The organism is Stenotrophomonas rhizophila (assembly GCF_001704155.1).
GTDB lineage: Bacteria > Pseudomonadota > Gammaproteobacteria > Xanthomonadales > Xanthomonadaceae > Stenotrophomonas > Stenotrophomonas rhizophila_A.
The window spans coordinates 2,112,139-2,124,906 of record NZ_CP016294.1 but is presented as its reverse complement, the minus strand read 5'-3'; the positions used below and the strand labels follow the sequence as shown (position 1 = coordinate 2,124,906).

9 protein-coding genes are annotated in these 12,768 nt (G+C 66.0%); all 9 read left to right on the top strand.

The features are described from left to right. The first annotated feature begins 8 nt into the window (after positions 1-8). The 9 genes from BAY15_RS09590 (at position 9) to fliD (ending at position 12,724) form a co-directional block, all read left to right on the top strand. Positions 9-1,151: a flagellar basal body P-ring protein FlgI gene (locus BAY15_RS09590; protein ID WP_068854645.1), complete on the top strand. Its 1,143-nt coding sequence runs from the start codon at positions 9-11 to the stop codon at positions 1,149-1,151. Further along, complete coding sequence (gene flgJ / locus BAY15_RS09585) at positions 1,151-2,374, top strand: flagellar assembly peptidoglycan hydrolase FlgJ (RefSeq protein WP_068851729.1); 1,224 nt, start codon at positions 1,151-1,153, stop codon at positions 2,372-2,374. Before BAY15_RS09590 ends, flgJ begins: the two co-directional genes overlap by 1 nt. 8 nt (positions 2,375-2,382) lie before the next feature. Continuing rightward, positions 2,383-4,260: a flagellar hook-associated protein FlgK gene (gene flgK / locus BAY15_RS09580; protein ID WP_068851726.1), complete on the top strand. Its 1,878-nt coding sequence runs from the start codon at positions 2,383-2,385 to the stop codon at positions 4,258-4,260. Further along, a complete protein-coding gene (gene flgL, locus BAY15_RS09575; protein WP_068851723.1) occupies positions 4,257-5,462 on the top strand; it encodes a flagellar hook-associated protein FlgL in 1,206 nt (401 codons plus the stop codon). The genes flgK and flgL overlap by 4 nt, the downstream gene beginning before the upstream one ends. Positions 5,463-5,709: 247 nt before the next feature. Continuing rightward, the gene (locus BAY15_RS09570) at positions 5,710-6,885 is read left to right on the top strand and encodes a flagellin (protein WP_068851721.1); all 1,176 of its coding nucleotides are present in this window, start codon (positions 5,710-5,712) and stop codon (positions 6,883-6,885) included. A 192-nt stretch (positions 6,886-7,077) separates the two neighbouring features. Continuing rightward, on the top strand, positions 7,078-8,295 hold the full coding sequence (locus BAY15_RS09565) for a flagellin (protein ID WP_068851718.1): 1,218 nt from the start codon (positions 7,078-7,080) through the stop codon (positions 8,293-8,295). Between the two features lie 192 nt (positions 8,296-8,487). Beyond that, complete coding sequence (locus tag BAY15_RS09560) at positions 8,488-9,708, top strand: flagellin (protein WP_068851715.1); 1,221 nt, start codon at positions 8,488-8,490, stop codon at positions 9,706-9,708. Between the two features lie 229 nt (positions 9,709-9,937). Further along, complete coding sequence (locus BAY15_RS09555; protein ID WP_068851713.1) at positions 9,938-11,167, top strand: flagellin; 1,230 nt, start codon at positions 9,938-9,940, stop codon at positions 11,165-11,167. A gap of 198 nt (positions 11,168-11,365) precedes the next feature. Further along, the gene (gene fliD / locus BAY15_RS09550; protein WP_068851710.1) at positions 11,366-12,724 is read left to right on the top strand and encodes a flagellar filament capping protein FliD; all 1,359 of its coding nucleotides are present in this window, start codon (positions 11,366-11,368) and stop codon (positions 12,722-12,724) included. The last annotated feature ends 44 nt before the right edge of the window (positions 12,725-12,768 follow it).

Here is a 12,768-nt window from a genome sequence, read left to right as displayed (position 1 = left end):
GGTTGATGATGAAATTCTTTCTTCGGTTGGTTGTTCAGCCACGCAACGCGTGGCTCTACGCGGTTGTCATCGTCGCTTCCGTTCTGGGTGTTGCGGCGCCTGCCTCGGCTGAGCGGATCAAGGACCTGGCGCAGGTGGGCGGCGTGCGCGGCAATGCGCTGGTGGGCTACGGCCTGGTGGTCGGCCTGGATGGCAGCGGTGACCGCACCAGCCAGGCCCCCTTCACCGTGCAGAGCCTGAAGAACCTGCTGGGCGAGCTGGGCGTGAACGTGCCGGCCAACGTCAATCCGCAGCTGAAGAACGTGGCTGCCGTGGCGATCCACGCCGAGCTGCCGCCGTTCGCCAAACCGGGCCAGCCGATCGACATCACCGTGTCCTCGATCGGCAACGCGGTGTCGCTGCGTGGCGGTTCCCTGCTGATGGCGCCGCTGCGCGGTGCCGATGGCCAGGTTTACGCCATCGCCCAGGGCAACCTGGTGGTAGGTGGCTTCGGCGCACAGGGCAAGGATGGCTCGCGGGTATCGGTCAACGTGCCCAGCGTCGGCCGCATCCCGAATGGCGCCACGGTCGAACGTGCCCTGCCCGACGTGTTCAGCGCTGGCGGCGAAATCACGCTCAACCTGCACAAGAACGACTTCACCACGGTGTCGCGCATGGTCGCCGCGCTGAACAACGCCTTCGGCGATGGCGCCGCGCGCGCCGTGGACGGCGTCACCGTGGCGGTGCAGTCGCCCAACGACCCGGGCGCGCGCATCGGCCTGCTGGCCCGCATTGAAAACCTGGAACTCACCCCCGGCACCGCGCCGGCCAAGGTGGTGGTCAACTCGCGTACCGGCACCGTGGTCATCGGCGCGCAGGTGCGGGTCGGCGCGGCGGCCATCTCGCACGGTTCGCTGACCGTGACGATCAACGAAAACACCAACGTCAGCCAGCCCAATGCCTTCGCCGGTGGCCAGACCGTGGCCACGCCGCAGTCCACCATCACCGCCACCAACGATGGCAGCCGCATGTTCAAGTTCAACGGCGGCAGCACCCTGGATGAGATCGTGCACGCGGTCAATGCCGTCGGAGCCGCCCCGGGTGACCTGATCGCGATCCTGGAGGCGCTCAAGCAGGCCGGCGCGCTGAGTGCCGAACTCGAGGTGATCTGATGCGCATCCAACCGTCACTGGAGCTCAATCCGGCCCAGGCCAACAGCCCGGCCAAGGTCGACAAGGTCGCGCGCCAGCTGGAAGGCCAGTTCGCGCAGATGCTGGTCAAGAGCATGCGCGATGCCAGTTTCGGCGATTCGCTGCTGCCCGGCGAAAACCAGATGTTCCGCGACATGTACGACCAGAAGATCGCCGAATCGATGACCAAGGGCCGTGGCCTGGGGTTGTCGGCGATGATTTCGCGCCAGCTTGGCGGTGGCGGGACCGACGCTGCCAAGCCCACCGACACCAGCCTGAATCCCGCCGCAGCGCTGCGCGCCTACCGGCTCAACGCGCCGGCCGCCGCGCCGATGGCCCTGCCCGCTTCCGGTGCGGCGCCTTCCGCACCAAGCGAAGTCGACCTCCTGCAGCAGCTTGGCGGGCAGGCACCGTCGGCGGTGCTGCAGCCGATGGAGCGTGCGCTGGACCTGATTGCCGGACGTGAAAGCAGCCAGATGCATGAAGCGATCGGCCGCAGCGATCCGTACGGCGCCGCGCCCGCCACCGATACGTCCGGCGAAAACTGGGCAATGGCCGACGACCGTTGGCGCGACGTCGGCACCACCGCCGCCACCACCGGCCCCAGCGCCGTGGACACGCTGGCCGGCAGCACTGCCGCCGCCCAGCTTGGCGCACATACCCCCGAAGGCTTCGTGGCCAGCATCTGGGGCCACGCGCAGCAGGCCGCGCGCGAACTGGGCGTGGACGCCAAGGCGCTGGTCGCCCAGGCCGCGCTGGAAACCGGCTGGGGCCGCAAGCTGGTGCAGCGCAATGGCGGCGGCAGCTCGCACAACCTGTTCGGCATCAAGGCCAGCGGCTGGAATGGCGAGCGCGCCACCAGCGGCACCCACGAGTACGTCGATGGCGTGCGCCGCAATGAAACCGCCAGTTTCCGGGCCTACAGCTCGGTCGGCGACAGCTTTGCCGACTACGTGAAACTGCTCAAGAACAGCCCGCGCTACCAGAACGCGCTGCAGGCCGGCGGCGATGTCCGTGGCTTCGCCCAGGGCCTGCAGAAGGCCGGCTACGCCACCGACCCCAGCTACGCGGCCAAGATCGCCGCGATCGCCGGCGGCCCGACCATCGAGCGCGCCATCGCCGCCGTGGGCGATGCCAGCCAGCGCCTGGGCCGCACCTTTGCCAGCACCGCCAGCCCCGCCGGGCTGGGGGCAATCCGTCGTTGAGGTAACCCATGTCCGTACTTTCCACCGGCACCAGCGCCCTGCTCGCCTTCCAGCGCGCACTGGCCACCACGAGCCATAACGTCGCCAACATCAATACGCCCGGCTACAGCCGGCAGAAGGTGGACTTTGCCACCGCCAGCCCGCAGAACCTGGGCTATGGCGATATCGGCAACGGCACCCGCATCACCGACGTGCGCCGCGTGGCCGACCAGCTGGCGATCTCGCGGCTGCTCGACAGCAGCGGCGAACTGGCGCGGCTGAAGCAGCTGTCCACCCTGGCCGACCGCGTGGATTCACTGTTCTCCGATACCGCCACCAATGTGTCCGGCGTGTGGTCGAACTTCTTCGATACCGTCAGCGGCCTGTCCTCGAATGCCTCGGGCACCGCCGACCGCCAGAACGTGCTGGACAACGCCGGCACTCTGGCCAGCCGCTTCAAGCAGCTCAACGAAAGCCTCAATTCGCTCAATGGCGAGGTCAACAACGGCCTGATCGCCGGCGCCTCCGAAGTGAACCGGCTGGCAGCGGAAATCGCCCAGCTCAACGGCGCCATTGGCAGCAATGCCAATACCGCCGCACCGGACCTGCTCGACCGCCGCGACCAGCTGGTGGCCAACCTGATCGGCTACACCGGCGGCACCGCGGTGATCCAGGACGGCGGCTTCATGAACGTCTATACCGCTGGCGGCCAGGCCGTGGTGGTGGGCACCACCGCCAGCAAGGTGACCACCGTCACCGACCCCTACCAGCCCGAGCGCCTGCAGCTGGCGATGGAAACCCAGGGCCAGAAGATCACCCTGGACCCGAAGAGCCTGGGCGGCCAGATCGGCGGCCTGCTCGAATTCCGCGATTCAGTGCTCACCCCCACCCAGGCCGAGCTGGGCAAGCTCGCCGTGGGCCTGGCCAGCACCTTCAACGACACCCACCACCAGGGCGTTGACCTGTACGGCAACATGGGCGGCGACTTCTTCAACTACGGCAGCCCGCGCGTCACCGGCAACACCGGCAATACCGGCACCGCCAGCTTCAGCGCCAGCTTCGGCGACCTGTCCAAGCTGGACGGCCAGAACATCGTGCTGAGTTTCGATGGCGGTGCGTGGCAGGCCACGCGCGCCGACACCGGTGCGGCCGTGCCGATGACCGGCACCGGCACCGCCGCCGACCCGCTGGTGCTCAACGGCGTGGAAATGGTGATGTCCGGCACCCCGGCACAGAACGACCGCTTCCTGCTGCAGCCCACCGCCGGCGTGGCCGGCACCCTGTCGGTGGCGATCACCGATACCTCGCGCATTGCCGCGGCTGCGCCGATCAAGGCCGCCGCAGGCCTGGGCAACACCGGCACCGGCAAGGTCAGCGGCGTAGCGGTGAGCGACTACACCAACGCCAACCTGCGCAATCCGGCCGCGATCGTGTTCACCAGCGCCACCGAATACACCATCGATGGCACCGGTCCATTCACCTACACCGCGGGCCAGACCATCAGCGCCAACGGCTGGAGCTTCGTGCTCGATGGCGCGCCGAAGGTCGGCGACAGCTTCAACATCAGCCCCACCCCGGCCGGCTCCAGCGACAACAGCAACGCGCTGCTGCTGGCCAAGGTGGAAGACGCCAAGACCTTCAACGCCGGCACGGTCACCCTCAACGGTGCCCTGGGTGGCCTGACCACGCTGGTGGGCTCGGCCGCACGCGCGGCCGACTACTCGCTGCAGGCCCAGCAGGTCATCACCGACCAGGCACAGGCCTCGCGCGACTCGGTGTCCGGGGTCAACCTGGACGAAGAAGCCGCCGACATGCTCCGGCTGCAGCAGGCCTACCAGGCCGCCTCGCAGCTGATTTCCACTGCCGACACCATGTTCCAGACCATCCTGGGAGCCGTTTCGCGATGAACAACCGAATCTCCACCGGGATGATGTTCAACCAGTCCATCTCGATGATGATGGCCAAGCAGAGCAAGATGAACCACCTGGAGCAGCAGCTGGCCACCGGCAAGAAGCTGGTCAGCGCCAAGGACGACCCGGTCGCCGCGGGCACCGCGGTCGGCCTGGACCGCGCCGTGGCCGAGCTGGACCGCTTCGCCCGCAATGGCGACGTGGTGGAAAACCGCCTGGGCCTGCAGGAAAACGCACTGGCACAGGCCGGCGAAATGATGGCCCATATCACCGAGCTGACCATCCAGGCCAACAACCCGGCACTGTCGGCGGCCGACCTGAAGTCGATCGCCTCGGAACTGAAGAGCGTGCGCGACGGCCTGCTGTCGCTGGCCAATTCCACCGACGGCACCGGCCGCTACCTGTTCGGTGGTACCGACGACGCCGATGCGCCCTTCAAGCTCAGCAATGGCGTGGTCACTTACAACGGCGACCAGACCCAGCGCCAGGTGGAAGTGGCCCCGGACACCTTCGTCAAGGACGCCCTGCCCGGCAGCGAGATCTTCCTGCGCATCCGCACCGGCGATGGCACCCTGGACGGCAGCGCGGCCGGCACCAACACCGGCACCGGCGTGCTCACCACCTTTGGCCGCGACCCGGCTTCCGGCAACTGGGATGGGGCCAGCTACACCCTGCGCTTCACCGGCCCGGACGCCTATGAAGTGGTGGATGCAACCAATACCGTGGTCAAGACCGGCGCCTTCAAGGCCGGGGAAGACATCACGTTCGAAGGCGTTTCCATGCGGATCGAAGGCGAACCCAAGGCCGGCGACAGCTTCGGCATCGGCGCCGCCGACGCCCGCGACATCTTCTCCACCCTGGACGGCATGATCAACGCACTGGACAACGCCGCCGACGATCCGACTGCCGTGGCCCGCCAGCAGAACATCCTGCAGGCCGGCATCCGTGACGTGGCCCGTGCCTCGGAGAAATTCATCGACGCCCGCGCCGCCGGCGGTGCGCAGCTCAAGGCCATCGACGATGCCGGCGCCCTGCGCGACGCCAACGGCGTGACCCTGAAGACCACCCTGTCGGCCATGCGCGACCTCGACTACGCCGAAGCCATCGGCCAGTACCAGCTGGAACAGATTTCCCTGCAGGCCGCGCAGACCATTTTCACCCAGATGCAGCAGATGTCGCTGTTCAACGCGATCCGCTGACATAGCGCGCACGCCGGGCGCAAAACGCCCAGCGCTGCAGGCTGTTGCGCGCGTTCCGGCCCCTGCCGGACGCGCGCAACCACCGACCATCACCCCACCCGGGTGATGTTTTCTGCGTATTTTTTCTCAAGGCTTCGCGCCAACCGCCGTTATCTCTCCTGCAACAGCTGCATCCGGCACGGGTGCGGACTCTGCGTCAACTCCGGGTGCACGCCGCGGCCGGAACTTGCCCACAGGAAAGAGACAAATGGCACAAGTAATCAATACCAACGTGATGTCGCTGAATGCTCAGCGCAATCTGTCGACCAGCGGTTCCAGCCTGGCTACCACGATCCAGCGCCTGTCCTCGGGCCTGCGCATCAACAGCGCCAAGGACGACGCGGCCGGCCTGGCCATCTCCGAACGCTTCAGCACCCAGATCCGCGGCCTGGACGTGGCCGTGCGCAATGCCAACGACGGCATCTCGCTGGCCCAGACCGCCGAAGGCGCGATGGTGGAAATCGGCAACAACCTGCAGCGTATCCGCGAACTGTCGGTGCAGTCGGCCAACGCCACCAACTCCGACAGCGACCGTGAAGCGCTGAACGCCGAAGTCAACCAGCTGGTCTCGGAAATCGACCGCGTCTCCCGCCAGACCAACTTCAACGGCACCAAGCTGCTGGACGGTTCGTTCTCCGGCGCGCTGTTCCAGATCGGCGCCGATTCGGGCCAGACCATCGGCATCAACAGCATCGTCAACTCCAGCACCTCGGAGCTGGGCAACGGCCTGTACGCCGCCAAGCAGACCTCGACCGCAGCTGCCCTGACCGGCACCGCGACGGCCGCGGGCACTGTCAGCGACATGGAAATCAATGGCGTTGCCATTGCTGCCGTGGACGTTGCCGTGGGCGACAAGGCCGCCGACGTCAGCAAGAAGGTGGTCAATGCCATCAACGACAAGATGGACCAGACCGGCGTGTACGCCTCGCTGGACAAGGACGGCAAGCTGGAACTGACCTCGCTGAAGTCGGGCAAGGATTTCGAGTTCACCACCGCCACCACCGATGCCACCGGCCTGACCGTGGCCATGGCCGGCATTGGCGCCACCGCCGATGCGGACGCCCGTGACACCGTCAGCGGCGTGGACATCTCCTCGGTCGCCGGCGCCCAGAAGGCCCTGTCGATCGTGGACGACGCCCTGAAGGCGGTGAACTCCTCGCGTGCCGACATGGGTGCGATCCAGAACCGCTTCACCTCCACCATCGCCAACCTGAACACCACCTCGGAAAACCTGTCGGCCTCGCGCAGCCGTATCCGCGACACCGACTACGCCAAGGAAACCGCCGAACTGACCCGCACGCAGATCCTGCAGCAGGCCGGCACCGCGATGCTGGCCCAGGCCAACCAGTCGCCCTCGAGCGTCATGAGCCTGCTGAACGGCTGATCCCGCACAAGCACGCGTCACAGAAAGCCCCGCTCCGGCGGGGTTTTTTGTTGACAAACGCAAATTTCGCCCGCTGGGCCCTAAAGGTTCCGGCCGGGGTGTCGTTAATGATTTCAACCAGGGCACATCGCCCATTGCCTCCCCCGGGGCACCCCAAAAACCAGCAGTACCTTCGTATCCAGGAGCACGGAAATGGCACAAGTCATCAACACCAATGTGATGTCGCTGAACGCACAGCGCAATCTGTCGACCAGCGGTTCCAGCCTGGCTACCACCATCCAGCGCCTGTCCTCGGGCCTGCGCATCAACAGCGCCAAGGACGACGCCGCCGGCTTGGCGATCTCCGAGCGCTTCAGCACCCAGATCCGCGGCCTGGATGTTGCGGTGCGCAACGCCAACGACGGCATCTCGCTGGCCCAGACCGCCGAAGGCGCGATGGTCGAAATCGGCAACAACCTGCAGCGTATCCGCGAACTGTCGGTGCAGTCGGCCAACGCCACCAACTCTGACAGCGACCGTGAAGCGCTGAACGCCGAAGTGAAGCAGCTGACCTCGGAAATCGACCGCGTTTCCCGCCAGACCAACTTCAACGGCACCAAGCTGCTGGACGGTTCGTTCTCCGGCGCCCTGTTCCAGGTCGGTGCGGATTCGGGCCAGACCATCGGCATCAACAGCATCGTCAACGCCAGCGCCAGCGCACTGGGCGGCGCCAAGTTCGACAAGAACACCTTCACCGTCGCCGCCCCGGGCACCAATGCCGCCGCGACCATCAAGGGCATGGAAATCAAGGGTGCCGACGGCAAGTCGTACAAGCTGGACGACATCGAAGTGAAGGCCGGCGTCGACGCCGCCGCCACCCAGAAGGCCACCGCCTCCGCCATCGCCGCCGCGATCAACGCCAAGATGGACCAGACCGGCGTCTATGCCTCGGTCGATGCCGCCACCGCCGGCAAGCTGGACCTGACCTCGGTGCAGAACAACGTCGCCGACGACGGCACCTTCAATGCCATCGCCGTGACCATGGGCACCTGGACCGGCGCCACCGCACCGACCGCGCCGACCCCGACCGCCGACGCCACCGGCCTGACCGCGCAGTTCGCCAGCAACCTGAACATCTCCACCTTCACCGGTGCGCAGCAGGCCCTGTCGATCGTCGACAAGGCGCTGACCGCAGTCAACTCCTCGCGTGCCGACATGGGTGCGATCCAGAACCGCTTCACCTCCACCATCGCCAACCTCGGCACCACCTCGGAAAACCTGTCGGCCTCGCGCAGCCGTATCCGCGATACCGACTACGCCAAGGAAACCGCCGAGCTGACCCGCACGCAGATCCTGCAGCAGGCCGGCACCGCGATGCTGGCCCAGGCCAACCAGTCGCCCTCGAGCGTGATGAGCCTGCTGCAGGGCTGATGCGTGCAGAGGGTGCGTAACGGAAAACCCCGCGAAAGCGGGGTTTTTTGTTGACAAACGCGAAATCAGGTCGTTGCAGCCCTAAAGGTTCCCTGCGGGTTGTCGTTAATGATTTCAACCCGGGCACATTGCCCACCGCCTCCCCCGCGAGGCGCCCACTGAATCCGCATCACTGCACCCAGGAGCACGGAAATGGCACAAGTCATCAACACCAATGTGATGTCGCTGAACGCACAGCGCAATCTGTCGACCAGCGGTTCCAGCCTGGCCACCACCATCCAGCGCCTGTCCTCGGGCCTGCGCATCAACAGCGCCAAGGACGACGCCGCCGGCCTGGCGATCTCCGAGCGCTTCAGCACCCAGATCCGCGGCCTGGACGTTGCCGTTCGCAACGCCAACGACGGCATCTCGCTGGCCCAGACCGCCGAAGGCGCGATGGTCGAAATCGGCAACAACCTGCAGCGCATCCGCGAACTGTCGGTGCAGTCGTCCAATGCGACCAACTCCGACAGCGACCGTGAAGCGCTGAACGCCGAAGTGAAGCAGCTGACCTCGGAAATCGACCGCGTCTCCCGCCAGACCAACTTCAACGGCACCAAGCTGCTGGACGGTTCGTTCTCCGGCGCGCTGTTCCAGGTCGGCGCCGATTCGGGCCAGACCATCGGCATCAACAGCATCGTCAACGCCAGCGCCAGCGCGCTGGGCGGCGCCAAGTTCGACACCAGCACCCTGGACATCGGCGTGCCCGCCACCAACGGTGACGTGACCATCAAGGGCATGACCATCAAGGGCGCCGACGGCACCGCCTACACGCTGTCGGACATCTCGGTGAAGGCCGGCGTCGACGCTGCCGCCACCCAGAAGGCCGCCACCGCCGCCGTTGCCGCCGCCATCAACGAGAAGATGGACCAGGCCGGCGTGTACGCATCGGTCAATGCCACTGCCGGCAAGATCGACCTGACCTCGGTCAAGAACAGCGTCTCCGACACCGGCACGTTCAACGCCATCACCGTCACCGCGGGCACCTGGACCGGCATCACCGCGCCGACCCCGGCCACCCCGACCACTGCCGCCGCCGGCGCTGCCCTGGCCACCAAGTTCGCCAGCGACCTGGACATCTCCTCGGTGGCCGGTGCACAGCAGGCCCTGTCGATCGTCGACAAGGCGCTGACCTCGGTGAACTCCTCGCGCGCCGACATGGGTGCGATCCAGAACCGCTTCACCTCCACCATCGCCAACCTCAACACCACCTCGGAAAACCTGTCGGCCTCGCGCAGCCGTATCCGCGACACCGACTACGCCAAGGAAACCGCCGAGCTGACCCGCACGCAGATCCTGCAGCAGGCCGGCACCGCGATGCTGGCCCAGGCCAACCAGTCGCCCTCGAGCGTGATGAGCCTGCTGAACGGCTGAATCCGCACAAGCACGCGTCACATAAAACCCCGCGAAAGCGGGGTTTTTTGTTGGAACTGGCGATGATGAAATGTGACGAATTCAGCATTTTTTCCTATCCATTGATTAAAGCTTCTTGACATTGGGTCGTTATTGATTTCAGCCACGGCAGATCGACATCGCTTGGCGCTCCCACACGGGAGAAACAACTCTATCACCCGGCGACATCATCGCCACCAGGAGCAAGAAAATGGCACAAGTCATCAACACCAACGTGATGTCGCTCAACGCCCAGCGCAATCTGTCGACCAGTGGCTCCAGCCTGGCCACGACGATCCAGCGCCTGTCCTCGGGCCTGCGCATCAACAGCGCCAAGGACGACGCCGCAGGCCTCGCGATTTCCGAGCGTTTCAGCACCCAGATCCGCGGCCTGGACGTTGCGGTGCGCAACGCCAACGACGGCATCTCGCTGGCCCAGACCGCCGAAGGCGCGATGGTCGAAATCGGCAACAACCTGCAGCGCATCCGCGAACTGTCGGTGCAGTCGGCCAACGCCACCAACTCCGACAGCGACCGTGAAGCCCTGAACGCCGAAGTGAAGCAGCTGACCTCGGAAATCGACCGCGTTTCCCGCCAGACCAACTTCAACGGCACCAAGCTGCTGGACGGTTCCTTCTCCGGCGCGCTGTTCCAGGTCGGTGCGGATTCCGGCCAGACCATCGGCATCAACAGCATCGTCAACGCCAGCGCCAACGCGCTGGGCGGCGCCAAGTTCGACAGCAACAGCTTCACTGTCGGCGCGGTCGCTGCGGCTGCCAACGCCGACGTCAAGATCACCGGCATGGCCATCACCGGCGCCGACGGCAAGTCGTACACCCTGTCCGACATCAACGTGAAGGCCGGCGTCGACTCGGCTGCCACCCAGAAGGCCACCGTGGCCGCGGTGACCGCCGCGATCAACGAAAAGATGGACCAGACCGGCGTATACGCCTCGGTCGACGGCGCCGCCGGCAAGGTCAACCTGACCTCCGTGCAGAACAGCGTGGGCTCGGACGGCACCTTCAACGCGATCGGCCTGACCGCCGGCACCTACACCGGTGGCGCCACCGCCCCGGCCGCGTACACCGCCACCACCGCCGCTGCCGGCGCCGCCTTGGCCAACAAGTTCGCCAGCGACCTGGACATCTCCTCGGTGGCCGGTGCCCAGCAGGCCCTGTCGATCGTCGACAAGGCGCTGACCGCGGTGAACTCCTCGCGCGCCGACATGGGTGCGATCCAGAACCGCTTCACCTCGACCATCGCCAACCTCAACACCACCTCGGAAAACCTGTCGGCCTCGCGCAGCCGTATCCGCGACACCGACTACGCCAAGGAAACCGCCGAGCTGACCCGCACGCAGATCCTGCAGCAGGCCGGCACCGCGATGCTGGCCCAGGCCAACCAGTCGCCCTCCAGCGTCATGAGCCTGCTCAACGGCTAACCGCTATTGCAGTTGCGTGACGAAAAACCCCGCTTCGGCGGGGTTTTTTCATGGTTTTGGCATGGCGCTTGCACCTGCTTTGGCATCAGCGCGCCCACCGCCAGGTGGACGGGCCTCAAGCCTCCCCGTTCCGGGCCGATACCACCTGCAGGAAGCGCAGGCGGTTGCGTGCCCACATTTCAAGACAGGACTGCAGACATGGCGATTGGCACCATTGGTACCGGCCTCGATATTCCCACCCTGGTGGCCCAGCTGGTCGCCAAGGAGCGCGAACCGCAGGAAAACCAGATCAATTCCGCCGGTACCGCCGCCAGTGCCAAATTGTCGGCGCTGGCCACCCTGACCAGTGGCATGACCAACCTGCAGACCACCCTGGCCAGCCTGATCAAGAACGCCGACAAGCCGTCCTTCAAAGCCAGTACCATCACCGACTCCAACTTCTCCGCCAGCATCGACACCAGCGAAGGCGCCGCCTCCGCCTCTGCCGGCACCCACCAGGTGGAAGTCAAATCCCTGGCCCAGGGCCAGAAGCTCAGCTCCGGCGCCTTCGCCAAGGACACCGTCATCGGCGACGGCACCCTGACCATCGCCTATGGCGACAAGACCCTCGACGTCACCATCAACGCCGACAGCAAGCTCAGCGACATCGCCGCGGCCATCAACAAGGCCGCCGGCGGCAAAGTGGTCAGCGCCAGCGTCATCACCGCCGACGATGGCCAGCATCTGATGCTCAGTGCCGTCGATACCGGCCTGTCGGGTGCCGTCAAGATCACCGCCAGCGGCGGCAACGGCGGCCTGGCTGCCCTGACCTACGACGGCACCGCCGGCTCCCCGATGACCCAGACCGTCGAGCCCAAGGATGCCGTGGTCGTCGTCGACGGGTTCACCCGTACCTCCAGCTCCAACACGATCAGCGACATCGTGCCCGGCGTGAACCTGACCCTGACCAAGGCCGGCACTGAAGCAGGCAAGACCCAGACCCTGACGATTACCCGCGACAACACTGCGGTCAAGACCGACATGGCCGCCTTCGTGGCCGCCTACAACGCCATGAACAGCGCGCTGAAGTCCACCAGCGCCTACAACGCCACCAGCAAGACCGCCGCCGCACTCACTGGCGACGCCATGGTGCGCGGCCTGCAGCAGCAGCTGCGCAGCCAGTTCAGCAGCAACATCAACGGCCTCAAGGACATGGGCGTCACCATGGCGGCCGACGGCAGCCTGACCCTGGACAGCGGCAAGATGGAGACCGCCATCGGCAAGGACCCCGATGCCGTGTCCCGCCTGTTCGGCAAGGACGGCGCCATCGGCAAGCCCATGGACACGCTCATCAAGAGCAACCTGGACAAGGAAACCGGCACCCTCACCCAGCGCACCAATTCGCTGAACAAGCAGATCAAGGACCTGGAAAGCCGCCTGGACGCGCTCGACGCGCGCATGGAAAAGGTTTCCGACCGCTACACCAAGCAGTTCACCGCCATGGAAACCCTGGTTACCCAGATGCAGACCACCAGCGACAGCCTGACCCAGGCACTGGCCAAGAAGACCAGCAGCTGACCCGCCGCGCGGCAACGCTCAAGTTTCCGCACCGCACCGCCGAT

What these genes read in the sequence shown, in the direction of transcription:
- flgK (WP_068851726.1), top strand. Translation starts at nt 2,383, where the DNA reads ATGTCCGTACTTTCCACCGGCACCAGCGCCCTGCTCGCCTTCCAGCGC.
- BAY15_RS09555 (WP_068851713.1), top strand. Translation starts at nt 9,938, where the DNA reads ATGGCACAAGTCATCAACACCAACGTGATGTCGCTCAACGCCCAGCGC.
- BAY15_RS09565 (WP_068851718.1), top strand. Translation starts at nt 7,078, where the DNA reads ATGGCACAAGTCATCAACACCAATGTGATGTCGCTGAACGCACAGCGC.
- fliD (WP_068851710.1), top strand. Translation starts at nt 11,366, where the DNA reads ATGGCGATTGGCACCATTGGTACCGGCCTCGATATTCCCACCCTGGTG.
- BAY15_RS09590 (WP_068854645.1), top strand. Translation starts at nt 9, where the DNA reads ATGAAATTCTTTCTTCGGTTGGTTGTTCAGCCACGCAACGCGTGGCTC.
- BAY15_RS09570 (WP_068851721.1), top strand. Translation starts at nt 5,710, where the DNA reads ATGGCACAAGTAATCAATACCAACGTGATGTCGCTGAATGCTCAGCGC.
- flgJ (WP_068851729.1), top strand. Translation starts at nt 1,151, where the DNA reads ATGCGCATCCAACCGTCACTGGAGCTCAATCCGGCCCAGGCCAACAGC.
- flgL (WP_068851723.1), top strand. Translation starts at nt 4,257, where the DNA reads ATGAACAACCGAATCTCCACCGGGATGATGTTCAACCAGTCCATCTCG.
- BAY15_RS09560 (WP_068851715.1), top strand. Translation starts at nt 8,488, where the DNA reads ATGGCACAAGTCATCAACACCAATGTGATGTCGCTGAACGCACAGCGC.